Source organism: Paenibacillus glycinis, assembly GCF_009909185.1.
Taxonomy (GTDB): Bacteria; Bacillota; Bacilli; order Paenibacillales; family Paenibacillaceae; genus Paenibacillus_Z; species Paenibacillus_Z glycinis.
Genome location: NZ_JAAAMV010000007.1, coordinates 64113 through 91085, shown reverse-complemented (window position 1 = coordinate 91085; position 26973 = coordinate 64113). Strand labels below are relative to the sequence as shown.

24 protein-coding genes and 1 riboswitch are annotated in these 26973 nt (G+C 61.1%); of the genes, 21 read left to right on the top strand and 3 right to left on the bottom strand.

The annotated features are described in order from the left end of the window. Positions 1–26 precede the first annotated feature (26 nt). From GT019_RS11635 to GT019_RS11585, 11 genes are all read left to right on the top strand, one after another. On the top strand, positions 27–1745 hold the full coding sequence (locus GT019_RS11635) for an S-layer homology domain-containing protein (RefSeq protein WP_161743321.1): 1719 nt from the start codon (positions 27–29) through the stop codon (positions 1743–1745). Positions 1746–1749: 4 nt separating this feature from the next. Continuing rightward, entirely contained in the window at positions 1750–4686 is a 2937-nt protein-coding gene (locus GT019_RS11630; RefSeq protein ID WP_161743320.1) for a golvesin C-terminal-like domain-containing protein, read from the top strand. Between the two features lie 118 nt (positions 4687–4804). Further along, a complete protein-coding gene (locus tag GT019_RS11625; protein ID WP_161743319.1) occupies positions 4805–5923 on the top strand; it encodes a peptidyl-prolyl cis-trans isomerase in 1119 nt (372 codons plus the stop codon). Between the two features lie 151 nt (positions 5924–6074). Then, entirely contained in the window at positions 6075–7862 is a 1788-nt protein-coding gene (locus tag GT019_RS32465) for a sensor histidine kinase (protein WP_161743318.1), read from the top strand. Continuing rightward, positions 7855–9486, top strand: coding sequence for a response regulator (locus GT019_RS11615; protein ID WP_161743317.1), 1632 nt, complete (start codon positions 7855–7857; stop codon positions 9484–9486). The genes GT019_RS32465 and GT019_RS11615 overlap by 8 nt, the downstream gene beginning before the upstream one ends. A gap of 153 nt (positions 9487–9639) precedes the next feature. Continuing rightward, the gene (locus GT019_RS11610; RefSeq protein WP_235947757.1) at positions 9640–10587 is read left to right on the top strand and encodes an ABC transporter permease; all 948 of its coding nucleotides are present in this window, start codon (positions 9640–9642) and stop codon (positions 10585–10587) included. A gap of 19 nt (positions 10588–10606) precedes the next feature. Beyond that, positions 10607–11569 (top strand): carbohydrate ABC transporter permease, encoded by a 963-nt coding sequence (locus GT019_RS11605; RefSeq protein WP_161743316.1) that lies wholly within the window; start codon positions 10607–10609, stop codon positions 11567–11569. A gap of 62 nt (positions 11570–11631) precedes the next feature. Beyond that, entirely contained in the window at positions 11632–13242 is a 1611-nt protein-coding gene (locus tag GT019_RS11600; RefSeq protein ID WP_161743315.1) for an ABC transporter substrate-binding protein, read from the top strand. Between the two features lie 80 nt (positions 13243–13322). After that, entirely contained in the window at positions 13323–14231 is a 909-nt protein-coding gene (locus tag GT019_RS11595) for a hypothetical protein (protein ID WP_161743314.1), read from the top strand. A gap of 237 nt (positions 14232–14468) precedes the next feature. Beyond that, positions 14469–15443: a TIR domain-containing protein gene (locus tag GT019_RS11590; RefSeq protein ID WP_161743313.1), complete on the top strand. Its 975-nt coding sequence runs from the start codon at positions 14469–14471 to the stop codon at positions 15441–15443. Then, positions 15440–15631 carry a hypothetical protein gene (locus tag GT019_RS11585; protein ID WP_161743312.1) on the top strand — a complete coding sequence of 64 codons (192 nt, stop codon included), beginning with the start codon at positions 15440–15442 and terminating at the stop codon, positions 15629–15631. The genes GT019_RS11590 and GT019_RS11585 overlap by 4 nt, the downstream gene beginning before the upstream one ends. A 244-nt stretch (positions 15632–15875) precedes the next feature. Here GT019_RS11585 and GT019_RS11580 read toward each other — a convergent pair whose 3' ends face one another. Continuing rightward, complete coding sequence (locus GT019_RS11580) at positions 15876–16721, bottom strand: alpha/beta hydrolase (protein ID WP_161743311.1); 846 nt, start codon at positions 16719–16721, stop codon at positions 15876–15878. A gap of 192 nt (positions 16722–16913) precedes the next feature. Here GT019_RS11580 and GT019_RS11575 point away from each other — a divergent pair, with 192 nt between their 5' ends. The 8 genes from GT019_RS11575 to GT019_RS11540 all read left to right on the top strand — a co-directional run bounded on the left by GT019_RS11575 (position 16914) and on the right by GT019_RS11540 (position 22314). Continuing rightward, positions 16914–17504, top strand: coding sequence for a GNAT family N-acetyltransferase (locus GT019_RS11575; protein WP_235947754.1), 591 nt, complete (start codon positions 16914–16916; stop codon positions 17502–17504). Positions 17505–17521: 17 nt separating this feature from the next. Beyond that, on the top strand, positions 17522–17755 hold the full coding sequence (locus tag GT019_RS11570) for a hypothetical protein (protein WP_161743310.1): 234 nt from the start codon (positions 17522–17524) through the stop codon (positions 17753–17755). A 448-nt stretch (positions 17756–18203) separates the two neighbouring features. After that, positions 18204–18536, top strand: a complete 333-nt coding sequence (locus tag GT019_RS11565; RefSeq protein ID WP_161743309.1) for a hypothetical protein — start codon at positions 18204–18206, stop codon at positions 18534–18536. A 199-nt stretch (positions 18537–18735) separates the two neighbouring features. Then, positions 18736–19776, top strand: coding sequence for a zinc-dependent alcohol dehydrogenase (locus GT019_RS11560; protein ID WP_161743308.1), 1041 nt, complete (start codon positions 18736–18738; stop codon positions 19774–19776). Next, positions 19776–20102 carry a cupin domain-containing protein gene (locus GT019_RS11555; protein ID WP_161743307.1) on the top strand — a complete coding sequence of 109 codons (327 nt, stop codon included), beginning with the start codon at positions 19776–19778 and terminating at the stop codon, positions 20100–20102. The genes GT019_RS11560 and GT019_RS11555 overlap by 1 nt, the downstream gene beginning before the upstream one ends. Positions 20103–20193: 91 nt before the next feature. Continuing rightward, the gene (locus GT019_RS11550; protein WP_161743306.1) at positions 20194–20706 is read left to right on the top strand and encodes a phosphoesterase; all 513 of its coding nucleotides are present in this window, start codon (positions 20194–20196) and stop codon (positions 20704–20706) included. Continuing rightward, entirely contained in the window at positions 20703–21173 is a 471-nt protein-coding gene (gene coaD / locus GT019_RS11545) for a pantetheine-phosphate adenylyltransferase (RefSeq protein WP_161743305.1), read from the top strand. The genes GT019_RS11550 and coaD overlap by 4 nt, the downstream gene beginning before the upstream one ends. 150 nt (positions 21174–21323) lie before the next feature. Further along, a riboswitch (ZMP/ZTP riboswitch) is annotated at positions 21324–21403 on the top strand. Positions 21404–21465: 62 nt separating this feature from the next. Further along, a complete protein-coding gene (locus GT019_RS11540; RefSeq protein WP_161743304.1) occupies positions 21466–22314 on the top strand; it encodes a bifunctional 5,10-methylenetetrahydrofolate dehydrogenase/5,10-methenyltetrahydrofolate cyclohydrolase in 849 nt (282 codons plus the stop codon). Between the two features lie 214 nt (positions 22315–22528). Here the strand turns inward: GT019_RS11540 and GT019_RS11535 are convergent, their stop codons facing one another. Both GT019_RS11535 and GT019_RS11530 read right to left on the bottom strand, forming a co-directional pair. Next, complete coding sequence (locus GT019_RS11535) at positions 22529–23161, bottom strand: ThuA domain-containing protein (protein WP_161743303.1); 633 nt, start codon at positions 23159–23161, stop codon at positions 22529–22531. 17 nt (positions 23162–23178) lie between these two features. Continuing rightward, complete coding sequence (locus GT019_RS11530; RefSeq protein ID WP_161743302.1) at positions 23179–23904, bottom strand: SDR family NAD(P)-dependent oxidoreductase; 726 nt, start codon at positions 23902–23904, stop codon at positions 23179–23181. 392 nt (positions 23905–24296) lie between these two features. Between GT019_RS11530 and GT019_RS11525 the strand changes: the two genes are divergently transcribed. After that, entirely contained in the window at positions 24297–25514 is a 1218-nt protein-coding gene (locus GT019_RS11525; RefSeq protein WP_161743301.1) for a GTP-binding protein, read from the top strand. A 429-nt stretch (positions 25515–25943) separates the two neighbouring features. After that, entirely contained in the window at positions 25944–26960 is a 1017-nt protein-coding gene (locus GT019_RS11520) for an ABC transporter substrate-binding protein (protein WP_161743300.1), read from the top strand. Positions 26961–26973 lie beyond the last annotated feature (13 nt).

The following is a 26973-nucleotide window of genomic DNA, read 5'->3' as shown; positions in this document are numbered from 1 at the left end:
ATCCAGAGATAAAAGGAGATGAAGGAATGAGCAGAAAGTTCACTGGGCTGAAGACGCTGAGCCTCATGAGTCTGGCGCTGGGCTGCTTGGGCGGGTCGCTTGCGGCACCGCTGCAAGCCGGCGCGGAAGCCGGAGGCGGTTCGGGCGCCACGACGATCATGCGGGCGCACGAGGCGATTGCGGTCGACGGAGTCGTGGACGTACGCGGCGAGTGGGGCGATGCGAACGCCATCGCGCTGAACGGGATCACGGACGGCAACGGAAACGCCCACGGGGCCGAGATTTACTTTCGCTACGACGCCGACAATCTGTACATAGGCGCGATCGTGCAGGATCCCACGCCGATGATCAACGAGAAGTCGGGCAGCGGCATCTGGGACGGGGACAACTTGGAGTTGTTCATCGGCACGGAGGACGTGGATCTAAGCGAATTCCCGGACAAAGCCAACACGATGCTGGCAAGCGACGTCCAGCTCGTCCTCAGCGGAAGCGTCAGCAACGGGCCGCAATCGTACCTCTATCGCGGCTCGGAGTTCACGTTCCCGGCATTCCAGCTGGCGGCGAAGCGAGCGGCGGACAAGAAGAGCTATACGCTCGAAGCCTCGGTACCGCTCGGCGAGCTCGGCATTACGGAGCCATGGGACCATAAGCAAATCCGATTGAACGCGGTGCTGAACGACGGCGGTTCCAGCGGCAGGGGGCAATGGGGCTGGACGACGACGGGAGAATCCGTGAAGAAAAACCGGGGCTTATGGGGACTGGCGAATTTGGAGGCCGGCGCGGCGCCCGAAAGCAACATTACCGCGCAAGTAAGTGTAAGCGATTCCAATCAAATCACGGTGTCCGGCCGGACGACGGGCGCGGCGGGCAAGGACATGACGCTGCTGGTCGCCGATCCTAACGGGATGACCGCGTACGTCGGACAGGCGAAGAGCGACGCCGGGGGGAATTACGCCTTCGTCTTCCCGATCACGAAGGGCAGCGGCTATGCCGACGGGACCTACACGGCGACCGTGGGCGGCGATGGCGTTACCCTACCGGCAAGCGCGACGTTCTCGTTCGCGCCGGGCGAACCCTCTCCGGTGACGCCGCCCTATACGGGCGGACCGCCCGTCACGCCGCCGGCAACGACCGGCACGGACGAAGGCGCCGATCAGCCGGGAACGGGCGGAGACGATCAGCCGGACAACGGCCCGGCTCCGATCCTGAGCGATATCTCCGGCCACTGGGCGGAAGCCGCGATCAAGCGGGCCGTCGAGCTCGGCATCGTGAACGGCTACGAGGATCGCACCTTCCTGCCGAACCGCCCGGTGACGCGGGCCGAATTCGCGGTCATGCTGAGCCGGACCCTCAAGCCTGAAGCGGGCGGGAAGCTCGAATTCAAGGACGCGGCAAGCATACCGGCCTGGGCGGCCGACGCGGTCGGCAGCGCGGTTGCGGCGGGCTGGATTTCCGGCTACGAGGACGGCACGTTCCGCGCCGACCGGCGGATTACCCGCGCCGAGCTTGCGACGATGGCGGTCCGCGCGATGGGCTGGGAGCCGGATGCGGCGCTGGCGCTTGCATTTGCCGATGCCGCTGACATCCCTGCATGGGCCAGTCCGTACGTGGCGCTGGCCGCGGAACGGAAGCTCGTGAACGGAAGAGGCGACGATTCGTTCGTGCCGAACGGAATCGCCACCCGCGCGGAAGCGGCGGAATTGTTGATGAGAATGCTGGATGCCAAGACGACCGAGGGGGGTTAAGGGAATGACAGCGAGCAAGCGATGGAAGTTAGCCCTGACGGCGATTGCGGCCGCGTTATCGCTGCAAATGTCCGGGCTTGGCGGGTATGCGTCCGGAACGGCGTCGGCGGATGCCGCGGCCGAAGCGGGCGCGATCTACTACGTGGATTCCGCCGCGGGCGACGACGCGAACGCCGGGACGGATACGGATCATCCGTGGAAGACCTTGCAGCACGTCAGCGCCGAAGGCAGCATGGGCGCGTTTCGCCCCGGCGACCAGATCCTGCTGAAATCGGGTGGCGTGTGGAACGAACGGTTCGAGATGAAGTTCTCGGGCAGCCCGGAGGCGCAGATCACCGTCGGCGCTTACGGCGGCGAAGCCAAGCCGGTCATCAACGGCGGCGGACTCGACGCCGCGGTCAAGATCGAGAACCAGCAGTACGTCACGCTGCAGGACATCGAGATCACGAACTACAACGCGGCGGCTCCGGACGATTACAAGGCGGTGTTTCACAAGCGCTCCGGCGTGTGGCTCATGGCTTATCACAACGGGCCGATGAGCGGCATCCAGCTGAAGGGCCTGGACATCCACGACGTGACGGGACTGTCGGTCAGCGGCGAGGACTGGGTGGACGATCCGGACAGCGACAATCCCGACACGAAGATCAACAAGAACTTCAACGCGGCCATCATGGTCAACGCTTGGGAGTGGGAGAACGTCGCTCCCGACAAGCACGGCTATTACAAAGACCTGCTGATCGAGAACAATAACATCCACGACATCCGCACGATCGGGATCAACATGGACGGCTACCAGAACGACCTCGCGATGTATCACCAGAACGTGATCATCCGGGGCAACACGATCAACAAGACGGGCTCCGACGGCATCGTCGTCGGCGTCGCCCATAACCCGATCATCGAGAACAACGCCGTGTACGACGTCGGCATCAATTCCTACGATTTCAAATGGATCGCCGGCATCTGGGTATGGAAGTCGAACGGCGCGACGTTCCGCCATAACGAAGTGGCCCGCGTGCATTATCTGAATGCCGCTTCGGCGGATTCCTCGGCGTTCGACACGGATATCCAAGCGCAGGGCGACCATGTCTTCGAATACAATTATTCGCACGACAACGCGGGCGGATTCGTCATGGACATGGGCCAATTGACGAACGGGACCAACTACTACCGTTACAACGTCAGCCGCAACGACATGCACAACCGCTCCTCGGGCCGTACCGTGGAAGTGAGCGACCCGGGCGTCTTCTACAATAACGTCTTCTACAACGACATCGGCAACGGCGGCGTCATCCTGTCGAACAATCCGAAGACGACCTACGTCAACAACATTTTCTATGCGTCGCAAGGCAACGCGCCGTATCCGGCGGCTCCGGCCTTCTACAACAACGATTTCTTCGGCGCGACCCCGCCGAGCCAGGGCTTGCGCAACCTGACGGACGATCCGATGTTCGTCGACCCGTCGGGCGGAGACGGCATGGACAAAACGGCGGGCTTCAAGCTGAGCGCCAGCTCCCCGCTGATCGGCAAAGGCCGCATCGTCGCGGATAACGGCGGCAAGGATATGTTCGGCAATCCGCTCTACGCGGGCTCGCCGGATATCGGATTGTTCGAGGATCCGGCCAGCGCGATCGCGGACACGACGGCTCCGGCGCAACCGACCGGGCTGCAGGTCAAGAGCCGGACGGACACGTCGGTGACGCTGTCCTGGACGTCGGACGATAACGGCGTGCCGACGGACGCGGACGTCTACGACGCGGCGACCGATGCGAAGCTTGCTTCGGTCATCATGAAGAATGCCGCGACGCTGACGGGACTTACGGCCGAGACGGATTATTCGTTCTATGTCGTGGTCCGCGATTTCTCCGGCAACGCGTCGGAAGCGAGCGCTCCGATCGATGCCCGGACGACGGCGGCGGCCGTCGTCGTGGACGATCCGGCGGCAGCGGTGGACGGAACCTGGTCGGCGGGCACGGGCGGATCTTCCACCGGCAGCGGGTACCTCTACAGCGATAACGGCAGCGGATCCAAGACGATTACGTGGACGCCGACTTTGCCGCACGACGGGTACTATGCGGTGTATTACTGGCTCCCGCAGCGCGGCTCCGGCGACGTCTGGTCGACGAACGCGGCGTTCGACGTCCTGTTCGACGGCGGCTCCAAGTCGTACGGCGTCAACGAGTACACCGCGGCGAAAGGAAGCTGGGTGCTGCTCGGCATCCATCGGTTCAAGGCCGGAACGGCGGGTTCCGTCGCGCTCAGCGACCTGTCCGACGACAAGGTCGTCGGGGACGCCGTGAAGTTCCAATACCTGGCCGATTTCGGACCGTCCGGCATCAAGCAGGCGACGCTCTCTCCGGAGGCGCAGCAGCTGGAAGTCGGCGGCACGTCGGCGCTGAACGTCATCGGGACGGACGACACGGGATTGGCGCTTGACCTGAAGGCGGACGGCTTCGCCATCCAATACATTTCCGACGCCCCGTCGGTCGCATCCGTATCGAGCGACGGCGTCGTGACCGGGGTCGCGGCAGGCACGGCGCATATTCAAGCGAACGTGACCTTGAACGGCAGCACGTTAACCACCAATACGGCGACCGTCTATATCGGCAGCGGATTGGCCGTGTTCGCGCCGGTCTATACGAATGCCGACGGCGCTCCGGTGACGTCGCTTCAGCCGAACGGCGTCGTGAACGTCTCGACTGCGGTCGCCAATTTCACGGCGAAGGACCAGAACGTCACGCTGATCGTGGGCCTGTATAACGCGAACGGCCTGCTGCTGTCGGCCGTGCAGGGCGCGTACGTAAAGAGCGGCGGCAACGGCACGCTGACGGCAACCCTGAACCTGCCGGGCGATACGCAGGGCGCGACGATTCGGGCCTTCGTATGGGATGGCAAGGACCGGATGCATCCGCTCGCGTCCGGCACGGTATTTCCGGGCTGACCGCGGTTGCTTCGCCTAATTTGCTTCATTCGCCGGATTCGCCAGACTCGTCGGATTTGCCTAATTCGCTAGACTAATCAACCGGCTTGAAGCCGTTCGCGGGAAGGAAGATCCGCACATGGGAAACGCAGCCTTGAAAACGCCGACGCGCCCGCTTGCCGGCCCGGCGCCTATATTCCTCCGGAAGCGGCTTCAGGCGCTTGCGTTATCCGGGGCCGCGCTGCTGCTGGCGATCGCGGCGGCCGTGCTCCTGCATGCCACGGGAAGCGGCCAAGGGCTTCGCATCGCCGCGACCGTCAACGGCGTGCCGATCGAATCGGAAGAGCTGGCGCAAGCGATGTCGGAACAACGGGCGGCGACGGCCGCGTACTTCAAGGCGAAGTACGACGCCGATGCCGGCGCCGAATTTTGGAAGACGTCGTTCGGGGGAGAAGTGCCGCTCGAGAAGCTGAAGCGGGATGCGCTCGCGCAGACCGTGAAGCTGAAGCTGCAGCAGGCGATGGCCGAACGGGAAGGACTGACCGACGATATCTCGTACGCGTCGTTCCTGAAGCGGCTGAAGGCGGAGAACGAGCGAAGGGCAAGCGGCGACGAGGCGGGCGCGGGCGTGTACGGGCCGAAGCAGTACAGCGAGGCGGCCTACTATAGCCTGCTGAACTCCGATCTGATCGGCGCGCTCAAGGCCAAGCTGGAAGGCGGCATGACCTGGTCGGACGACGAGCTGCGCGCGTATTACAAGGCGCATGCCGCGGACCAATTCACGGAGCGGACGTCGGTGAGCGCCGACGTCGTCTCCGTCTCCTTCGCGCCGGGCTCCTCGTTGTCCGAGACCGAGGCGGAAGCCGTCATGAAGGCGATCGCGAAGAAGATCGACGCCGGCCTGTCCGCGGCCGACGCGGCAGCGGGCTTCGAGGGTCAAGCGACGGTCGCGGCCGTCCAAGTGGACGGCGACACCGCCCGCGGGGCGGCGCTTCGGACGCCGGTGCTCGCCTCGAAGGCGCAGGACCTTCAAGCCGGCCGGCATACCGGCGTGTTCAAGGAGAACGGCGCCTATGTCCTGGCGGTCGCGACGAACCGCGCGCAAGGCAAGGTCCATCTGTTCGCGGAAGTCCGGGACGGCATCGCGGCGCAGCTTGCCGAGGAAGCCTACGATGCGCGCGTGGCCGAGGCCGTCGCGAGCGCGACGGTCGACATCGATCCTTCTATTTATGACCGGATAAAGCTTGATTCGCAATGAAAGAATGCTAATATTGTAAATATTCGGGATTTAATGATAGCTATGCAGTCCGTTTCCTCCAGGAAGCGGGCTGTGTTTTTTAATTCCGTGTGCTACTCTATGGTTATGCGGGCCATTCGCCCGGGCAGGGTAGGCATTACGGAGGTGCGGGGTGATTGTCGTCGTCCGGAAAAAACGAACGCTTCGTTATAAATTCATCATCGGCTTTATTATCGTAACGGTGCCGCTGATCCTGTTCTTGTTCTATAACAATTATTACGCGATGAACGTCGTGCGGGAGCAGGTCTCCCAATCCAACAACAACCTGATCTCCACGCAAGCCGCCAAGAAAGACATCGTCCTCAGCCAGACGATCAGCTACCTCCTCCGGCTCGGAACGAACAATCCGTCGTTTCCGAATTTGTTAACGCTCTCAACGTACCCGGAGGAAAGCGGCGACTACTTCTTCGCGAAGCAATCCCTGCTGCAATCGTTCGACCAGGATCAGGGCGCCTACAAGGAAGTGGACACGTTCTTCATCTACCTGGACAAGCCCAAGCGCCTCATCACGAGCCAGCGCAGCTACACGGAAATCGAGCGCTACCATCAAGTGCTGGACCAGTACATGGCGGACAAAAACCTGCGCGCGGTGCATCAATGGAACGTCATCCAATCGCAAGGCACGAATTATCTCGTCCGCGTGGAGCAGGTCGCCGACGCCGAGGCCGACGTGTTCGTCGGCGCCTTGATCAAGGCGGAGCAGCTGATCGACGAGCTGAACGCCGCGCCCTCGGATCACGGGCTCGAGGAGCTGCTCGTCTCCAACGACGGGGTGCCGCTCACCGCGACGTCGCTGAGCGCGGGCGACGTCGACAAGATCGAGCGAAGCATGAAGAAGCCGGGCGACGAAGCGTACCGCAAGTTCAACCGGTCGTCCAACGGGCTCGGGTATTTGGCCGTCAGCGCCGACTTTGCCCAGGCGCCGGTGCATATGATCGCGATCGTGCCGGAGAAAGACCTGCTGAAGCAGCTGTTCTATTTTCAATGGGCGATTTATTTGATTCCGGTCGTCGGGCTGATCGTCATCCTGTTCTATTCGATCTTCCTGAAGCGGACGCTGCTGCAGCCGATGCAGGCGCTGATGTCGGGCATGAGGCGGATCATGCACGGCGACCTGAACGTAAGGCTGAGGGAAGAGTCCACGTTCGAGTTCTCGTTCCTGATCGATACGTTCAACGGCATGGTCGGCCAGATCAGCCGGCTCAAGATCGATGTCTACGAGGGGATGCTGAAGAAGCAGGAAGCCGAGTTCAAGCATCTGCAGGCGCAGATCAATCCGCATTTTTATTTGAATTCGCTGAACATCATCTACAGCCTGTCGGCGCTTCGCAAGAACGAGCTGGTCGAGAAGATGACCGAGCATTTGGCGGATTATTTCCGCTTCATCACGCGGGCGCACCGGGAGTTTATCACGTTGGCCGAGGAGATCGACCATATCACGAATTACCTGGAGATCCAGAAGCTGCGCTTTCCCGACAAGCTGGCCTTCGAGATCGAGCTGCCGGAGCGTTACGCCCGCTGCGGCGTGCCGCCGTTAACCATTCAGCCGTTTGTCGAAAACGCTGTCATTCACGGCATGCCGGAGGGGGAGCGCCAGTACGTCATCGCGATCTCCGTCAGGCCGGCGCCGGACGGCAGCGGCGATTGCGCGATCGAGATCGCCGATAACGGGCGCGGGCTTTCGCAGGAGCAGCTGCAGCGGCTGCAAAGCGGCATCGCCGCCGACGGCGAGGGTCAGGGCGCCGGCGGACTCGGCATCTGGAACGTGAAGCGCCGGCTCGGCATGATCTACGGGAATCGGGCGGAGATCTCGTTCATGGGCAGGGAGCCGGAAGGGACGATCGTCAGCATTCGGATTCCGATCGAGTCCGAACTCGAAGGGGGAGAAAGCGATGTATAATCTGCTCGTCGTCGACGACGAGAAATACGCCGTCGAAGCGATCTTGAACTGTATTGACTGGCCTTCCATCGGCGTAACGGGGCTGTTCAGCGCCTACGGGGTCGGGACGGCCATGGAGCAGCTGCGCGCGAATCCCATCGACATCATCGTATGCGACATCGAGATGCCGGGCAGCAACGGCCTGCAGCTGCTGGAATGGGTCAACGAGCATAGGCCGGACACGCTGACGATCTTTTTCACGGGGCATGCGAATTTCGCCTACGCGCAGCAGGCGCTGCAGCTGGGGAGCTTCGATTATCTGCTGAAGCCGGTGAAGCACAAGCAGATCGCCGAGGTCGTCTCGCGGGCCTGCGAGAGGCTGGGACAGGAACGCGACAAGCGCCAATATTCGGAGCGGTACGAGAAATACGCCCAGCTATGGGAGACGCAGAAGCCGCTGCTGTGGGAGAAGTTCTGGCACGACGTGCTCGGGGCGCGCGCCATGATGACCGACGAGCGACTCGCGCAGGCGATCGAGAACTACGGCCTGCCGATCACGCCGCGGACGCGGGTCAGGCCGATCCTGCTCAGCGTCGAGGAATTCCGGGAAGCGTTCAGCAAGCGCGACGAGGAAATCCTGGAATACGCGCTGCTCAAGAGCGCGGAGGAGATGTTCCTGGACGGCCGCCAAGGCGCCGTGATCCGGGATGCGGGCGGCATTCTGTTCGTCCTGCTGTACGAGAACGGGGAGGACGAAGGGCAGGGGGATACCCGGCCGCTCGAGGAAATTTGCAAAACGTACATGCAGGCCTCCTCATCGTATTTCTACTGCCGCTTGTCCTGTTACGTGGGCGAGCCGGCCGCGATCGGCGGGCTGACGGAAACTTATCACGCGCTGCTCGAGATGGAGCAGAGCAACGTCGCGGAGACGGAGTCGGTGCTTTTCCTGCGGGATAACGGGTTCGAGCGCGCCGCCGCGCGCCAGGCGCAGGCGCCGGTCTATATCGACTGGGCCGAGTGGACCGTGCTGTTCGAGTCCGGGAAGAAGACCGAGCTGCTGGACCGCCTGAACGCGGCCTTCCGGGAGCTCGGCGGGCATCCGGTCACGCATGAATCGCTGGAAGGCGTCTATCATCTGCTGCTGCACATGGTGTACCATGTCTCGCACCGCAAGGGCTGGTCGGCCAAGGAAGTGGTCGGCGGCAAGCTGCTGGGCGGGGAAGGCGCCGCCACGCGGTCGATCACCCGCCTCAAGAGCTGGGCGGAGCGGCTGCTGACGGCCGGGATGGACTATTTCAGCCAGCACGAGGGCGATCACCGCGCGAACATCGAGAAGGTGAAGAAGTATATCGCGGCGCATATCCGCGACGTCAACCGCGAGGATCTGGCCGCGCACGTCTATTTGAACTCCGCGTACCTGTCCCGGCTGTTCAAGAAAGAAACGGGGCAATCGCTGATGGATTTCATCATCTCGGCCAAAATCAACCAGGCGAAAATCCTGCTGACGGAGACGAACCAGAAGATCAGCGATATCGGCGATTCGCTCGGCTACGAGAATTTTTCCTATTTCGGAAAGGTGTTCAAGAAGACCGTCGGCATCTCCCCGCAAGAATATCGAAAGCGCTATCAAGGCTTCGTAGGCTGAGAAATCGCCTGATCGCCACCCCACCCCTGCCCGCCGGCGGGGGTTTGTCATAATAACGTTATCTTTGTCATCTCTGTTCGTATCTGACGCATGCGCCCATCTTTTACAATACCCTTAAGAACGAAATCAACCTGCCGAAAAGAACACGAGGTGATGGAACTGGACGCGCAACTGAAAAAGAACCGCTTTTCCTTCGGACGCAAGGTGCTGAGAAACCGATACTTGCTGCTGATGATGCTTCCCGGCACGATTTACTTGCTGATCAACAACTACATGCCGATGTTCGGCACGATCATCGCATTCAAAAGCGTGGATTACAGCAAAGGAATCTTCCATAGCCCATGGGTCGGGTTCACGAATTTCAAGTTTCTGTTCGGGACGTCGGACGCCTGGACGATTACCCGGAACACGCTGCTGTACAACGCGCTCTTCATCGTCATTACGCCGATTATCGCCGTCACGCTCGCGATCTTGCTCAATGAAGTGCGCGGCCGGCTCGCGGCGAGGTTCTATCAGAGCATCATGTTCCTGCCTTACTTCCTGTCGGCCGTCGTAGTCGGTTATCTGGGCTATTCCATGCTGAGCACGGAATTCGGCTTTATCAATACGCATGTGCTTGTCCCGCTCGGCTTCGATGCCGTCGCCTGGTACAGCGAACCGAAGTATTGGCCGTACATTCTCCCGCTCGTCTACATCTGGAAGAATATCGGCTATTCCACCGTCATCTATCTGGCCGCGGTCATCGGGATCGATAACGAGTATTACGAGGCGGCGCTGATGGACGGCGCTTCCAAATGGCGCCAAGCGATCAGCATCACGCTCCCGCAGATTCGGCCGATCATCATCATTCTGATGCTGATGGCCGTCGGACATATCTTGAATGCCGATTTCGGCTTGTTCTATCAGGTTCCGCTCGATGCCGGCGCGTTATATCCGACGACGAACGTGATCGACACCTACGTGTATCGCGCGCTGCTCCAGCTCGGCGACATCGGGATGTCCTCCGCGGCGGGCTTGTACCAATCGGTCGTGGGCTTCGTGCTCGTCCTCTCGGTCAACTTGATCGTTCGCAAAATCAACAAAGAAAGCGCCTTATTCTAGGGGAGGAGCGACACCCGCAATGAATACGACCACCGCGCAAGCCCCGTCGGCCGCGGCAGGCGTTTCCGGACCGAAATCGAAACGGAAAATCAACGCCATCTCGCCCGGCTCCAACCTTGTCGTGAACCTGTTCTTCATCGTGTACTGCTGCATCTGCATCTTCCCGATCCTGCTGGTCGTCTCCGCTTCCCTATCCGACGAGAACGCGATCACGCTGCACGGCTATTCGATCATTCCGAAGGTGTGGAGCACGGCGGCGTACCACTATCTCTCGTTCGATCTGCACAAGATCCTGGCCGGTTACGGCATCTCCATCGCCACGACGGTGATCGGCAGCCTGGCCGGCATGATGATCACGGCGCTGTATGCCTACCCGCTGTCGCGGGCGGATTTCGAATTCCGCGGGTTCTTCTCCTTCTTTATCTTCTTCACCATGATCTTCGGGGGCGGGCTCGTTCCCTGGTATCTGGTCTACACGAATATCTTTCACCTGAAGGATTCGCTGTTCGCGCTGATCATTCCCGGCCTGCTCATGAACGCCTTCCTCGTGCTGACGACGCGGACGTTCTTCCAGCAGACGATTCATCCGTCCATCCTGGAGTCCGCGCAGATCGACGGGGCCGGCGAGTTCCGCATCTTCTTCGGCATCGTGCTGCCGCTGTCGCTTCCCGTCATGGCCACGATCGGATTGTTCTACACGCTGGCGTACTGGAACGATTGGTTTAACAGCCTGGTCTACATCAATAACGATAAATTGATCAACCTCCAGTACATGATGTACCGGGTCATGCGCAACCTTCAATTTCTGCAGACCAACGCCCAGAGCGGCACGGCCATCGGCGCGGAGGAGATCGCCAAGATTCCGAACGAGACGGTCCGCATGGCGATGTGCATCGTCGGCATGGGTCCCATCGTGCTCGCCTATCCGTTCTTTCAGCGCTACTTCGTCGCCGGTCTGACGGTCGGCGCGGTCAAAGGCTAAACCCGGCTCCGCCGGTTAGCATATAGAACGACATGTTCATTTTCAAAAATGGGAGGGTTCATATGAAAGGCATCGGAAGAAAAGGACTCGCCGCGTTGACGGCGACGTTCGCGGCGACATTGATCCTGTCCGGCTGCGGCAGCAACAACGACGGCGGCAATGCAAACGGCAGCAATACGGCGAGCGGGAACAATGCCCCGGCAACGGCGAATAACGGCGGCGACGCCAAGGCGAACAATGCCGGCAATGCGGCCGATACCGGCGATACGGGCGCCGTCGACGCTTCGAAATTGGAGCCGTACACGATTAAATGGTTCGTCCCGGGGGCGGCTGCGCAGAAAGACCAGGCGCTCGTCAACGAGGAAGTCAGCAAGTACCTGAAGGACAAAATCAATGCATCGCTCGATCTGGAAGTCATCGACTGGGGCAGCTGGGACGATAAAATGAACCTGAAATTCGCCTCCAGCGAACCGTTCGACATCCTGTACACGGCCAACTGGAACGGATTCACGACGAAGATCGCCCAAGGCAACATCATCGACATGACGGATCTGATCGACAAATACGCGCCGGATGCAAAATCGATCATCGAGCCGGCCCTGCTCGAAGGCTCCAAGATCGACGGCAAGAGCTACGGCTTGCCGATCAACAAGGAAATGGCGAGCCAATACGGCGTCATGCTCCGCAAAGATCTCGTGGATAAATACAGCATCGACATCACCGCGATCAAGACGTTGGAGGACCTCGTGCCTTACTTCGATATGATCAAGGAGAAGGAGCCGGGCGTGACGCCGTTTTATCTGAACAAGGATATCTCGCTGTTGAACGTCTACACGAAGAACAACTTCGATTATTTCGACGAGTTCGCCGGAAGCTTGGCGAAAGGCCAAACGGACTTCAAGCTGATCGACGCTTACGAGACGCCCGAGCTTAAAGCCGGCTACGATCTCATTCACTCCTGGTACCTGAAAGGCTACGTCAACAAAGACGCGGCAACCCTGCAGGATTTGAGCGGCGGCCTGAAAGCCGGCAAGGCGTTCGCGTATCCGGAGCAGCTGAAACCGGGCAAGGACGCCGAAGTCAGCACGGCTACCGGCCAACAATGGGTCCAGGTGGAACTGACGCCGCCGGTCGTCAGCACCGGCGACGCGCAGGGCTCGATGGATTCGATCTCCAGAACGTCCAAGGATCCGGCGCGTGCGTTGATGTTCCTGAACCTGCTCTATACGGATAAATATCTGGTCAACCTGATCGCGTTCGGCATCGAAGGCAAGCACTACGTCAAAGTAGACGACAACACGATGGACTTCCCGCCGGGCGTCACGGCGCAGACCTCGGGCTACAACCTGAACCAAGCCTGGCTGTTCGGGAACCAATTCAACGATTACCTGTGGAAGAACGAAGATCCGCAGAAATGGGAGAAATTCAAAACGTTCAACGCCGCGGCGCAAAATTCCCCGCTGCTCGGATTCACCTTCGATCCGTCGAACGTGAAGACCGAAGTCGCGGCCATTACCAACGCCACCAAGGAATTCGGTCCCGGTCTGAGAACGGGTACCGTGGATCCGAACGTCTACCTGCCGAAGTTCATCGACAAGCTGAAAGCGATCGGCATCGACAAAGTCATCGCCGAGGAACAAAAGCAGCTCGACGCATGGCGCGCATCCAAGTAATCCGTCCGTATCAAGCTGGGAAGCCCGTGCGCATATCGGCATCGGCTTCCCTTTTCATTATCCGAAAGCGAGTTGATCGTATGAACGGCAAGGTTCTGACAAACGAAGAAATCGAGCATTTCATCGAACGCGGCTGGGTCAAGGTCAGCGAGGCGTATCCGCGGGAGCTGGCGCTGGAATGCCAGCGGTTCGTCTGGGAGCAGCTGCGCCCGTTCGGCATCGACCCCGAGGACCGAGGCACCTGGGACAAGCCGATTCATTATTTGCGGGAAGCGTACAAGACGCCGGCATTCGACCGGTGCAACACGGAGCGGATGGCGGATGCCATCGAGGACTTGGCGGGACATGGCCGGTGGATCGACCGGGGCGTGTACGGGAAGGAAGAAGTCGTCGCGACCTGGGGCTGGTGGCCCGTCAACTTCTCGCTCGGCGCCGAGCGTCCCTGGACCGTGCCGACGGCGGGCTGGCATTGGGACGGCGGGCATTTCCGCCATTACGTGGACAGCCCGGAACAAGGACTGCTCTGCTTGTGCATTTTCTCGGAGATCGGTCCCCAAGGCGGCGGCACCTTGATCGTGGAAGGATCCCATCGCGTCGTCGCGCGGTTTCTGGAGCGGCATCCGGAAGGCTTGGAGCCGCAAGAAGGCATCGACAAGCTGAACCTGGAGCATCCCTATCTGTCGGAGCTGACCGGCTTGACCGGCGCGGGAACCGACGATCCGGATCGGGTCGGCAAATTCATGGGCGGCTGGCATACGGATGCCGACGGCTTCAACCTGCGCGTCGCCGAGACGACGGCATCGCCGGGCGACATCATCTTGTGTCATCCGTTTCTCTACCATACGCCTTCGCAGAACCATTCCGGCGTGCCGCGCTTCATGTGCAACCAGAAGACGCCGCTGAAGGAGCGGATGGACTTCGACCGCGCCGATCCCGCGGATTACTCGCCGGTGGAGATCAGCATCCGCAGGGCGCTTGGACGGGAATAGACGAGCCCGCCGCCGCTTGGCGCGGCAAGGACGCAGGCAAGGCAGTCTCCGCTGGAGGCTGCCTTTTTTGCCGCGCGTCGCGGTCGGCGTCGCGGCTTCCCGCCCAGGGTATATTGAAGCGAGGCGCGATTTATTGATGGAAATTTAATGAAGTCCCCGATGGCTTGCTATGGTAGAATGGCAACTAGAAGGATAGGAACGCGCGTACGCCGTATACGGGAAAAGGAGAACGTCTTCATGCCGCAAAGCAGACCGAAGTTATTCCTGGGTTCAACGAGCGAAGCCAAGAAACTCGCGCTCGCCGTAATGAAGGAGCTGGAGCGGGTCGCCGAGGTCACGCCTTGGTTCGCGGGCGCCTTTCAGGTCAACAACGACACGATGACCGACCTGGAGCATCAAGCGGACATCAGCGACTTCGCGGTCTTCTTGTTCACGGCGCACGACGTGGTGGAGCTGCGCGACAAAGTCATGATGATCCCGCGCGACAACGTCGTCTTCGAGCTGGGGCTTTTCTGGGGAAAGCTTAAGCGGGGACGGGTCTTCTTCGTCGTGCCGCGGGCCGTGGCGCAGGAGCGCCCGGACGGTCGCGTCATCGACGAATTCCACATCCCGTCGGACCTGAACGGGCTTACGTACCTAACCTACGACCCGGACCGGCCGAACCTCGATGCCGCCGTGAGCACGGCATGCGGCGCGATCGCGGCCAGGATCGAGGAGCTCGGCGCGTACCAGAATCCGGCTCATGCCTCTTTGCTGCAATTCTTGATTCAATTCAGCGCGGATATCGTCGTGGACGGTGGACGCAAATACGAGCATTTGTACGAAGCGATCCGAACGGCGTACGACGGCCGGGCCGTCGGCAAAGTATCGGGCGCCGCCGTGTGGAAGGCCGAGGGCAGCGACGGCATCCGGCAGGTCGCCGGGAATGTCGGGCGAGGCAAGTTTTACTCCTTCTCGGCCTACGAGGACGCGGGCGAACAGGCGCCGCTGGTCGTCGACGTGTACCGGACCAGCACGGAACAGGCGATCCTGTACAAGGGACATGGCGTTGGCAAAATTTATTTGCTGTGCTATCCTGTGGGTAGAGAGCTTGTCGTGACGGTTCATCTCACGGGACACGTCTCGACGAGAGAGCAGTTGGAGCAGTTGATGGACGCGAACGAAGAATTGATGAGCACGGTACACTACCTGTTTGGAGGCGATCCGGCATGAAGGACAAAGACGCGAAGAAGAACGCGCGAAGGAAACTACCGGTCACTCGCGCCAAAGAAGGCAAAGTCGTCGTGGTCGACATGAACGAAATGGTGCTGGCTCCGGTCATCGGGACCGGTCGGGAAGAGAACGGCTTCGTGCTGATCAAGCGAAAAGCCGAGTACAAGAAACCGTTATTCGCGCAGTGAACCTGAAGGCTGCGCATGGATTCCGAACAACGGAGGCCACCCATCGTCAGCCATTATCATAACGTCAGCCGTTATCATAACGCCAGTCATTAGCAAAAACCGCCCGGCTCATCGCGAGCCGGGCGGTTTTTCGTTGCAGGCATGGTGCTTCCATCGAACGTCTATCGAGCGTCTATCGTGCAGGCGTCCGGCCGAAACGCGAAGGACCGCGCGTTCCGCCGCGACGTACGAAAAAGTCGCAAGCTCACAGCGCGGCCAGCTGCTTCTCCAGCCAGTCGCGCATGACGTCGAACACTTCCTCGCGGTCCAGCTCGTTGTGCAGCTCGTGCTTGTAGCCGGCCCATTCCATGAACGTGCAGTCGGATCCGGCCGCGTCGGCGAACTGCCGGGTCGCCAGGATCGAGGTGACTTTGTCCGAGCCGCCATGCATGAGCAGGAGCGGCGTGCGCCATTGCGACGCATGCTTCAGCGCCCACAGGCCGGCTCCCTGCACGCTGAGGAAGAACCGCGCCGTGATGGCGCCGTGGCCGAGCGGATCCTCCTGGTAGCGCTTGATCATCGCTGGATCGGACGTGAGATGATCGCCGACCATCGGCCGTTCGTTCGTATAGGCGGGAAACAGCCGGTTCACGACGCGCGCGACGATCAGCTGCAGCGGAGGCGGGTTGAACGCCAGCCTCAGCCAAGGCCCCGTCACGATGGCGCCGACGATGCCGGGCTTGCGCCGCAGCACGTAATTGAGCGTAACGTTGCCGCCCATGCTGTGCCCATATAGGAAAATGGGCGCGCCGGGGAAGCGCTTCTTCGCCTCGGCGAGCATCGCGTCGATGCCGTCAAGCAGGGCGGGGTACGATTTGGTATGTCCGCGTTTGCCTTCGGTGCGGCCGTGGCCCACCTGATCGAAGCCGATGACGGCGTAGCCGGCTTCCGTGAACATCTCGGCGACATGCCGGTAGCGTCCGACATGCTCCCCCATGCCGTGCACGAGCGCGATGACGCCGCGGGGACGCCCTTCGTCCTCCGGCTCCCATTCCGCCGCGTAACGGCGAGAGCCGTCGCGGCAGCGCAGCTCGAATATTCGCTCCTTCATTTTCCTGCAGCCTCCCTCGTTCGCAACCTTCCTTATATTCAACTTTACCACACTGGATGCCGGATTATGAAATGCGGTGGATTCGCTTACAAAAAAAATAATGGAATAGCAGGATATGGCGCGCTCGGCGAGAAAGGGGAAGAGGGTTCGGGTTTCCGGACGATGAAGACAGAGATGAGGATGAAACCGAATATGAACGGGATAATCGAAAACGATAACGAGGCGTTCCGGATCGATTGCGGCGCCGTCGTGTTGCGGCTGTTCAAGCCGGAGGATTTGGACGACTTCCACGCCGTTACCCATGAGCCGGAGATCGTGCGCTATCTGCCCGGCTGGAATGCGGAGACGAAGGAGATTCGCGCGGATTGGCTGCTTCATTACGAGATTCCCGGCAACGAACGTTTTCTTCAAGCCGTCCGCGAAGGCCGGGACATCGGGGAACTTCAGCTGAGGCTGGCCGTGACGCTGAAGGAAACGGGGCAGTTCGTCGGCTGGGTCTGCTCCGGGATCAAGGATGAGCTGCCGCCGCCGAACCGGGAGATCATGTACGGCATCTCGAACGCGCACGGCGGCAGAGGCTACGCGACGCTGGCGGCGGCCGGCATGATCCGCTACCTGTTCGGGCGCGGGCTGGCGGATGAGCTGAACGCTCTCGCCCTCCCGCACAATACGGCTTCCAACCGGGTCATCGCGAAATGCGGCTTTCGCGCGGCAGGCAGCATAACGATCGACGGCGAGGCGTATCATCATTACAAGCTGTTCCGAAACGAACGAAAAGCATGAACGGGAGGAATGCGCCAATGGCGGACGATCACGAGCATCAGCGCCGGAACGAGGAGCATCGGCAGCCGGCCGGAAATACGTTCAACGACGTCACCGAGCATAACCGCACCATTATGGGCGTGCCGGACAAACCGGTCGATCTGGGCAGCATGCCGAAGCCTTTGCGGATTTTCGGGTACTTTTTCCTGGGAGCGTTCGCGCTGTTTGCGGCGGTGCTGGTCGTAACGCTCATCGTGCAGGTGTGGGGCTGAACGTTGCCAATCCTCCGCGATGCCTTCATGACCGGGCGATCGCCCGCATAAGGTAATGACAGGATATTGGCGGAGGTGTGGGACATTGTACAATCCTGATCGTTCTGTCAGTCAAGCTCCCGATCTGCCGCTCCGGCAGAGTAATGATAGGAATGACGCATACGGAAGGTTTGTTCGCATGGGGCCTCTTCGCTGCGCTGCCGGACCTGAACCGGAGGCGCCCGCGTGCACGGCGAAGACTGGGGCGCGGCTTTCTCTTAAGCGCTGGCGGCAAAGCATCCGGACAGGGTGAAGAAGCCGACGGGTCTCGGGTTGGAAGAGTGGTCAACCTTAACGCCGGAGAACGTACATTCCAATCACTGGTTCTGGCATATCGTCTTCTTTGCCGTTCCGGACGTGCCCGAGTTGCTGATCACGGGCAAGGAGCGGGAGTTCTGGGGCAAAATTAATGCGGGACGAATGCCAGGATCCGAGCGCGATCGCGGAGCCGCTGTTGGAGGCGGTCGTTCGCGGCAGTTCCGGCGCGGGTGGCCTGCGTCCGATCTTCGATGTGTACCGCAATGACTTTGCTAACGTCGCATTCGTACGGAAGCACGTGCAGCGGAAATTGACGATGCCCGTCATCGCGATAGCCGGCGCTTATTTCATGGACGGGGACGTTCATCGCGTCGCCGGGCTTGTCGCGGAACACGTGACGGCGGAAACCCTGCCTTGCGGGCACTGCTTGGCATTGGAACGGCCCGAAGAATTGGCCGGCCTGCTTCGCATCTTCATGGGATGATCGGGGGAACCGGGTATAAATGCATGAGGCTGCCCGCTAATCGGCGGCTTTTTCGAGTTTGCCCGCCTCCGGCGTCGATCAGGCGTCAATAAAGGGGCTTTCTACTTTACGGGCGGAATGCTACCATGAGGGAGGGACAAACCGAATTTTTCCAAGCTTTGCGAGTAGAAAGCCAATCGCGTGAGAGGGGAAGTTGCGCATGCAGGCACTTATCTATGAAGGACCGCAGGAAATGACGATCCGGGAAACGGACATGCCGGTCGCGGGGGAGGACGAGATTCTCATTCGCGTAGCCTACTCCGGCATTTGCGGATCGGAGCTGAGCGGGTACCTGGGCAAAAATTCGCTCCGCAAGCCGCCGATGATCTTCGGCCACGAGTTCTCCGGCACGATCGCCGCCGTCGGCGGCCGCGCGGAAGCGGCCGGCCGGTGGCGGATCGGCCAGCGCGTCACGGCGAATCCGCTCGTGACCTGCGGCCAATGCGAGCCGTGCGCGAGCGGCAGGCAGCAGCTGTGCGTCTCGCGCAAGCTGCTCTCCGCCGCGCTGCCGGGCAGCAACGCGGAATACGTGAAGATCCCGGCGGCGTTCGTCTACGCCGTTCCGGATGCGGTGACGCTGCAGCAGGCGGCGATGACGGAGCCGGCGGCCTGCGCTATCCGCGCGGCGGAGCTGGCCGAGCCGAAGCCGACGGACACGGTGCTCATCATCGGGATGGGACCGATCGGGCTGCTCGCGCTGCAGGCGGTACTCCAGTACGGCGTGCGCGACGTGATCGCGGTCGACATGAACGCGGACCGTCTGGGGATCGCCGCGAAGCTGGGGGCGAAGCATACGATCTGCCCGGCGGACGGAGCGGACACGCTGGAGGAAGTGAAGCGGCTGACCGGCGGCGCCGGCGTGAACGTCGCGCTCGACGCGGTCGGCGCGGGGCTGACGCGCAGGCAGTGCGTGCTTGCCTGCAAGGGCGGCGGCCGCGCCGTATTCACGGGCTTGCACGAGGAAGAGTCCGCGCTGCCGGTTAATATCGCGATTCGCAACGAAGTGACGATGACGGGCGCGTTCGCTTATTCGACGGCGAACTTCCGCACGGCGCTGCGATGGATCGAGGAAGGCCGCATCGGACTGGCCGACGGCGTGGTCGAAGCGCCGCTCGGCGAAGGCGGCCGCTGGTTCGACACGCTGCTGAAGCAGCCGGGCAGCGTGTCCAAAGTACTGCTGGTGCCGGGAGGCGAAGCCTGATGCCGCGCTTTGACGAATGGCATGCATCCGGCCCGGGAATCGAACGCAAAATATTCCCGCCGGGCGAGACGATCATGAGCATGATGGTGACGCTGAAGACCGGATCGGTCGGGACCGCGCATTCCCATCCCCATGAGCAGTTGACGTTCGTCGTCAGCGGCCGGCTGCAGCTCGAGATGAACGGAGCGATCACCGTCGCCGAAGCGGGCGAGCAGTTCTTCATCCCCGGCGATGCGGTGCACGAGGTAACGGCGCTGGCGGACACGGTCGTCGTCGAGACGTTCACGCCGCTGCGCGCCGACCTGCTGGCGACCATCACGGAATAAGGGCAGCAACCGTCGTACGGCATCGTCGGTCCTCGCGGCAAGCGCGAGGTTCCGAGAGCGGGTAAACGCATAACAAGGAGCGTGGTCATCCATGCAAAAGGTGTTTTTCATCTCCGACCATCACTTCGGTCACAAGCATATCATCGATTTCGAATCGCGGCCGTTCGCGAACGCCGACGAGATGAACGAGGCGATGATCGAGAAGTGGAACGCGGTCGTCGGCGAAGGGGACAAGGTGTTCCATCTGGGGGATTTCTCGTTCCTGAACCGGGACAAGACCAAGGCGATCGTCGCGCGGCTGAACGGGTACAAGCATCTGATCCTCGGCAATCACGACCGCGGCCGCTCCCGCCAATGGTGGCTGGACGTCGGTTTCGACGAGGTGAGCGAGCATCCGATCATTTACAAGGACTTCTTCTTCCTGTCGCACGAGCCGATGTACATGAACAAGCACATGCCATACGTGAACGTGCACGGCCATATCCACGGGCAGAAATACGAGAGCGTCAGCTACTTCAACGTCAGCGTGGAGCATTGGGATTACGCGCCGCTTACGTTCGAGCAGATCCGCGACGCCGTGGTGCCGAGCGAGGAGCAGGCATGAAGGTCGTCTACGCGGGAAGCTTCGATCCCATCACGTTGGGGCATATTTCGGTCATCGAGCGGGCGGGGAGCCTGTTCGACGAGGTGCATGTGATCATCGCGAACAACCGGAGCAAGCAGCATTATTTCGACATCTCGCAGCGTACCGAGCTCGTGCGGTTGTCTTTGGCCCAAATGGCGAACGCGGTCGTCGTGCCTTTCGAGGGCATCGTGGCCGATTACGTCAACGCCAATAACGTGAAGGCCGTCATCCGGGGCATCCGCAACTCCACGGACCTCGAGTACGAGCTGCAGCTGGAGCAGTACATGCGGAGCACGACGAAGGCGGATACCGTCTACCTCTCGCCTTATTTGAAGGACATCCAGACGAGCAGCTCGCTCGTGCGGATGTTCCTCCAATCGAACAAAACGGAGCTGGCGCAAGCATACATGCACAGGGACGCGTATGCGCGAATGGTGACGTTCTAAGCGTAAGGGCAGGCATGGACGAGGATTCGCGAGTTAAACGGTGCTTGCGAAGGACAGGCTTGCCGCGCGGCGGCCGGAGGGTTCCGTGCAGGGATGCCCGCAAGGGATTGCCCCGCATCCTTTGCGGGCGTATAATACAACCATCGATTCAAAAGCGTGTGTGACTGGCGTGACGCGGCGAACCGCGGGGGAGCACATCGTTTATACGGCCGTACGCCTGGGCAGAGGTAAGGGGAATTTTCCCTTGCCTCTTTCTGTTTTTCTGCAGCTATCACGGAAAGGGTGACGGGACATGACTTATGCAAATCAGCTTATTTTGGACGGCAACGCGGTCGCGGACAGCATCAAGGCACGATTGGAGACGCGCATCGCCAGCCTGGCGGAACGGGGCATAACCCCGTGCCTGGCGACGGTTCTGGTCGGCGACGATCCGGCTTCGGCGACGTACGTGCGGATGAAAGGCAATGCCTGCAGGCGCCTCGGCATCGCGTCGATCCGCGTGGAGCTGCCTGCCGGCACGACGACGGAGGAGCTGATCGGCGCGCTTCGGAAGCTGAACGAGGATGCCTCCGTGCACGGCATCCTGCTGCAGCATCCCGTGCCGCACGGGATCGACGAACGCGCGGCGTTCGAAGCCATCGACATCCGGAAGGACGTCGACGGCGTCACGACGCTCGGCTTCGCGCAGAACGCGTTCGGCTTCGCGGATTTCCCGTCGTGCACGCCGGCGGCGATCATGGCGATTCTGGACTATTACGAGCTGCCTATCCGGGGCCGCCATGCCGTCGTCATCGGCAGAAGCCCGATACTCGGCAAGCCCGTATCCGCCATGCTGCTGAACGCGGACGCGACGGTGACGACCTGCCATTCGCGGACGGAGGATTTGCCCGCGATCGTGCGCCTCGCGGACATCGTCGTCGCCGCCGTCGGCAGGCCGAATTTCGTGCGGGGCGACTGGATCAAGCCCGGCGCCGTGGTGCTCGACGCCGGCTATAACCCCGGCAACGTCGGCGACGTCGGTTATGAGGCGTGCGCGCGGCACGCGTCCGCGATTACGCCGGTTCCCGCGGGCGTCGGGCCCGTCACGATCGCGACGCTGCTGAAGCATACGGTGGACGCGGCGGAGAAGCTCGGGGCGTAGGCGGGATGGCGAGACGGTCGGCGCCGGCAAGACGATCGGCGCGTTTCGATGCGCGCCGCGCGAAGTTCGGCAGCAGGCCGATGGCGTTGTCGGAAAGGCCGCGTCTCGCCGATGCGTTGAGGCATGCTCGCATTTAACGTGAACAAGCGGGCTTCCGGCGGAGCCCGGCAGAGCAGTAAATAAGACGAAAAAGGCGATTCGGGGAGCGGCAGGCTTAGCGGCCGCAAGCCCACCGCGCGCCGTTCAGCGCAAGCCGCCGGTAAGCCGCGGGCTCGAACGAAGGGGCATGATGCCCCGGCTGCAAGTAAACGACCTTGCCAAGGCCGAAAGCACGCGTCCAGCCGGCGGGGTGACGGTTCCCTTCGAATTCGTATTCGAGGAACACTTCGCGTTCGGATAACGGATCGAACGCGAAGAAGTACGGCTCCTCGTCCAGGCTGAACGCGTCGACTCCCTCTAGCAGGGGATGCCCGGCAACGGGATGGTAGCGGAGCGGCTGGTAGGGCGGATGTCCGGTAAAGCGGGCGCCGATCAGCTGCGCAAGCTCCGGACTGCATTGCAGCGATATGCCGTTGTGCACGACCAACAGCCCGCCGCCGCCCGCGACGTACCGCAGGAGTCCGGCCGTTTGTTCGGGCTTCAAGGCGCGTTGCCAGCAGTCCGTATACGAGACGCACAAAGGATAGGCCGCCGGATCCAGCCTCGTCAGGACATCGTAATCTTCCGTGGCGTCCAGAAGGAAATCGCCGCCAAGAATGGACTGCAGCTGCGCGCGCGCCGGCTCCAGCGGATGCCAAGGCGCGGCCGTGAAATCGCCAAGCAGCAGCGCTTGAACGGATTCGTTCATCGTCGTGTCTCCTCTCTTCACCAAGGCAGCTCGTTGCCTGTATCCGCTTCCAAGTATAGGGGCGAATCATGCAGCTCTCCGCCCCGCGCTTCGATTAGCCGCAGGATGTGAGCGGCCGCTTCCTCCGGCGTATGCGTGCCCGCGTCGTTCCAGCTGCCGCCCATGAACGTTTTCACCCAGCCGGGATGGAGGAGCAGCACGCGGCCGCCTTCCGGGCGGATCCGGTTGTGGATGATGGTCGAGCCCATGTTCAGCGCGGCTTTGGCCATGCAGTAGCCGAACCACGCCTCGCGGTGGCTGTTCCCGATGCTTCCGGCCTCGGAGCTGATGTTCACGATCAGCTTGCCTCCGTTCATGACCGGTTCGAGCAGCGCGTTCGCCATGCGGATCGCGCCGAGCGCCGAGACGTTGTATACCCGCTGCATGTCGCCGAAATCCAGATCGTCCGCGATCGTTTTCCCCGTGTCCCCGAGCAGGGCGGCGTTGTTGATCAGCATGTCGAGCGCCGGCGTCTGGCCCCGTATCCGGTCCGCGGCTTCCTGCACGCTGGCGTCGTCTCCGACGTCCAGCCGGAAGGGGTGCAGCCGTCCCGGGAATTGCGCCGACAACCGCGCGAGCTCGGGATTCGGGTCGACGATGCCGCCCGCATGCACGGTGCAGCCGGCGCGAAGCAGCCCTTTCGCCAATTCGAGCCCGATCCCGCGGTCGGTGCCCGTGATGCAAACCTGATTGAATTGTGGCATGAGCGCTTCCTCCATTTCGTGGAATAAGTGTTGGCAAGGGAGCAATGGTTCGGCGATGCTTAGTTCCATTATAAGGAAAATCAGGATGCCTGCCTACGGCAATCGATGCGGCATGCAGGCTCTGACATTCCCGCGTGACGGGCGTGCGGCATGGGGAGGTCCGTTCGGCGGGCAGACGTTCATCGAGGCGTAAAGTCAAGCTTGCCTCCAGGCAGGTCGGATTTAGCGGTTGACGGATGAGGACGAGGCTGATATCTTTTAATAGTAAATATTACGATTAGTGACGATGGACATTGCCATCGCGAATCGCGAATCGTAGGGTACGTAACCTGTCGCCGATGTATCGTTTTGGATTCAATTCGTAAAAATTACGCATGAAAGCGGGTAAATCCATGAACCACTTGAATACCGACAAAATCCCGGTAACCGTCCTCAGCGGCTACCTCGGCTCCGGCAAGACGACGCTGCTCAACCATGTCCTGCAAAACCGCGACGGCCTGCGAGTGGCCGTGATCGTCAACGATCTGAGCGAAGTGAACATCGACGCGGCGCTCGTCAAGGAAGGAGGCGGCTTGTCCCGGACGGACGAGAAGCTGGTGGAGATGTCGAACGGCTGCATATGCTGCACGCTCCGCGAGGATCTGCTTCGGGAGGTGGAGCAGCTCGCGCTGGAGGGACGCTTCGATTACATCCTCATCGAATCGACGGGCGTCGGCGAACCGGTTCCCGTCGCGCAGACCTTCACTTACGTGGACGAGGAGCAGGGCATCGATCTATCCCGGTTTTGCCGGCTGGACTGCATGGTGACGGTCGTGGACGCGTACCGGTTCTGGCATGATTTCTCCTCCGGCGATTCGCTGCTGGCCCGCAGCCAGGCGGTCGGCGAAGACGATAACCGGGACGTCGTGGACCTGCTGATCGACCAGATCGAATTTTGCGACGTGCTCGTGCTGAACAAATGCGATCTGATGGACGAGGCGGACCTGGCGGAGCTGGAAGGCATGCTGCGGAAGCTTCAGCCGCGAGCCAAGCTTCTCCGCGCCAGCCACGGAGTCGTGGATCCGGCGGAAATCCTGCATACGGGGTTGTTCGATTTCGCCGAAGCGAGCGTCTCCGCGGGCTGGATCCGGGAAATGGAAAAACCGCAGCATACGCCGGAGACGGAGGAGTACGGCATCGCTTCGTTCGTGTACGAGCGCGTTCGGCCGTTCCATCCCGAGCGGCTGTACCGCTGGATGAGCCGCTGGCCGGCGGAGGTCGTGCGGGCGAAGGGAATGGTATGGCTGGCTTCGCGCAACGCGATGGGCCAGAGCCTGAGCCAGGCGGGACCGTCCATCCAATTCGGTCCTTCCGGTTATTGGGTCGCGGCGCTTCCCCAGGCCGAGCAGCGCGGGATCCTGGAGCAGGAGCCGGATATCGCGGCGCAGTGGGACTCCGTTTACGGCGACCGGATCAATAAAATCGTGTTCATCGGCATCGACATGAATCAGGCCGGGATGATCGCTGCGCTGGATGGCTGCCTGCTAACCGAGCCGGAGATGCGGCAGGACTGGAACGGATTCCGGGACCGGCTGCCGAACGCGTCCGCGGAGCAGCTCGGCGCGAACTAGGACATGCCGCAAGGTACGCATCGTCTTCGGACGGAATCAAGATCGCCTCGTTCGGCCATTGGCCGGGCGACCGGCGGTCTTTTTTGAATAGGTCCCGCATGATGCGGAGCGCGCGCGGACGGCAAGCGGAAGCGGGATCGGCTTGCCATCACGACCGGCCGGACCCCGTTATCGAATAAACCGCTATCGATTCGGATCTTGGAACGACGCTCCATCATTGGAAAATAAATGCGTTTAAAAAATTGACGAAATTGTGTCTTCGCGATTAAAATAAGGATTAACGTTGAGGTTCTTTGTCGAGTCGAAGCAAAAAAGCGTTAACACGGCATCCGAGAAGAGGCGGCTGGATTACGGCTGGGAACAGGAGCAAGGCATGCCGATATCCGCTGCTTCCGCATCACTGGACAAACCACGAAAAGGGGTAATAAAGTGAAGAAAAAGATGCTGGCTTCCTTGCTTGTGTCCGCGGCGGCGCTTGTAATTGTAAACGGTTGCGGGGAGAAGAACGACGCTTCCTCCGGTTCGGGCCCGAAGACCTTCTCGATCGCGATCTCGCAGTACGTGGAGCATCCCTCGCTGGATGCAACGCGCGAAGGCTTTCTCGCGGCACTGAAGGACGCGGGCATCGCCGAAGGCGACAACCTCAAGGTCGATATGAACAACGCGCAGGCCGACGCCGGCAACAACTTGTCCATCGCGCAAAAGATCGCGTCCAACGACTACGATCTCGTGCTGGGCATCGCAACCCCGTCCGCGCAGGCCGTCGTGCAAGAAGAGAAGGACAATCCGGTGCTGTTCGCGGCCGTTACCGATCCGCTCGCGGCCAAGATCGTCAGCAGCCTGGACAAGCCGGGCGGCAACGTCTCCGGCGCCTCCGATACGAATCCGGCGGCGATCACGCAACTGATGGACTTTATCGCCAATAACTTCCCGAACGTAAAAACAGTCGGCATGGTCATCAACGAAGGAGAGTCGAACGCCGTCATCATGGCCGACCAAGCGGAGAAGGCGCTTGCTGCGCATGACGTCAAGCTCGTCAAAGCGCCCGTAACGGCGACTTCCGAAGTCAAGCAAGCGGCCGAATCGTTGATCGGACGCGCGGACGCGCTGTACATCGCGCTCGATAATACGGTCGTGAGCAGCGTGGATTCCATCATCAAGACAGCGAACGACAACAAAATCCCGTTCTTTTCGAGCGACCGCGATACGGTCGAGGCGGGCGCTTTCGCAACCGTCGGATTCAAATACTTCGACCATGGCTACCAAGTCGGCCAAATGGCGGTCGATATTTTGAAAAACGGCAAGAAGCCGGGCGACATGAAAGTGACGGTTCCGGACAAGCTGGATCTGATTCTCAATTTGAAAGCCGCCGAAGCGCAGGGCATTGCCGTAACGGACGGAATGAAGGGCGAAGTGAAGGACCAGGACAACGACATTATCAAGTAAGGCGCGGAGCGGG

Coding starts and splice junctions, on each gene's coding strand:
- GT019_RS11635 (WP_161743321.1), top strand. CDS start 27: ATGAGCAGAAAGTTCACTGGGCTGAAGACGCTGAGCCTCATGAGTCTG.
- GT019_RS11630 (WP_161743320.1), top strand. CDS start 1,750: ATGACAGCGAGCAAGCGATGGAAGTTAGCCCTGACGGCGATTGCGGCC.
- GT019_RS11625 (WP_161743319.1), top strand. CDS start 4,805: ATGGGAAACGCAGCCTTGAAAACGCCGACGCGCCCGCTTGCCGGCCCG.
- GT019_RS11615 (WP_161743317.1), top strand. CDS start 7,855: ATGTATAATCTGCTCGTCGTCGACGACGAGAAATACGCCGTCGAAGCG.
- GT019_RS11610 (WP_235947757.1), top strand. CDS start 9,640: ATGGAACTGGACGCGCAACTGAAAAAGAACCGCTTTTCCTTCGGACGC.
- GT019_RS11605 (WP_161743316.1), top strand. CDS start 10,607: ATGAATACGACCACCGCGCAAGCCCCGTCGGCCGCGGCAGGCGTTTCC.
- GT019_RS11600 (WP_161743315.1), top strand. CDS start 11,632: ATGAAAGGCATCGGAAGAAAAGGACTCGCCGCGTTGACGGCGACGTTC.
- GT019_RS11595 (WP_161743314.1), top strand. CDS start 13,323: ATGAACGGCAAGGTTCTGACAAACGAAGAAATCGAGCATTTCATCGAA.
- GT019_RS11590 (WP_161743313.1), top strand. CDS start 14,469: ATGCCGCAAAGCAGACCGAAGTTATTCCTGGGTTCAACGAGCGAAGCC.
- GT019_RS11585 (WP_161743312.1), top strand. CDS start 15,440: ATGAAGGACAAAGACGCGAAGAAGAACGCGCGAAGGAAACTACCGGTC.
- GT019_RS11580 (WP_161743311.1), bottom strand. CDS start 16,721: ATGAAGGAGCGAATATTCGAGCTGCGCTGCCGCGACGGCTCTCGCCGT.
- GT019_RS11575 (WP_235947754.1), top strand. CDS start 16,914: ATGAACGGGATAATCGAAAACGATAACGAGGCGTTCCGGATCGATTGC.
- GT019_RS11570 (WP_161743310.1), top strand. CDS start 17,522: ATGGCGGACGATCACGAGCATCAGCGCCGGAACGAGGAGCATCGGCAG.
- GT019_RS11565 (WP_161743309.1), top strand. CDS start 18,204: ATGCGGGACGAATGCCAGGATCCGAGCGCGATCGCGGAGCCGCTGTTG.
- GT019_RS11560 (WP_161743308.1), top strand. CDS start 18,736: ATGCAGGCACTTATCTATGAAGGACCGCAGGAAATGACGATCCGGGAA.
- GT019_RS11555 (WP_161743307.1), top strand. CDS start 19,776: ATGCCGCGCTTTGACGAATGGCATGCATCCGGCCCGGGAATCGAACGC.
- GT019_RS11550 (WP_161743306.1), top strand. CDS start 20,194: ATGCAAAAGGTGTTTTTCATCTCCGACCATCACTTCGGTCACAAGCAT.
- coaD (WP_161743305.1), top strand. CDS start 20,703: ATGAAGGTCGTCTACGCGGGAAGCTTCGATCCCATCACGTTGGGGCAT.
- GT019_RS11540 (WP_161743304.1), top strand. CDS start 21,466: ATGACTTATGCAAATCAGCTTATTTTGGACGGCAACGCGGTCGCGGAC.
- GT019_RS11535 (WP_161743303.1), bottom strand. CDS start 23,161: ATGAACGAATCCGTTCAAGCGCTGCTGCTTGGCGATTTCACGGCCGCG.
- GT019_RS11530 (WP_161743302.1), bottom strand. CDS start 23,904: ATGCCACAATTCAATCAGGTTTGCATCACGGGCACCGACCGCGGGATC.
- GT019_RS11525 (WP_161743301.1), top strand. CDS start 24,297: ATGAACCACTTGAATACCGACAAAATCCCGGTAACCGTCCTCAGCGGC.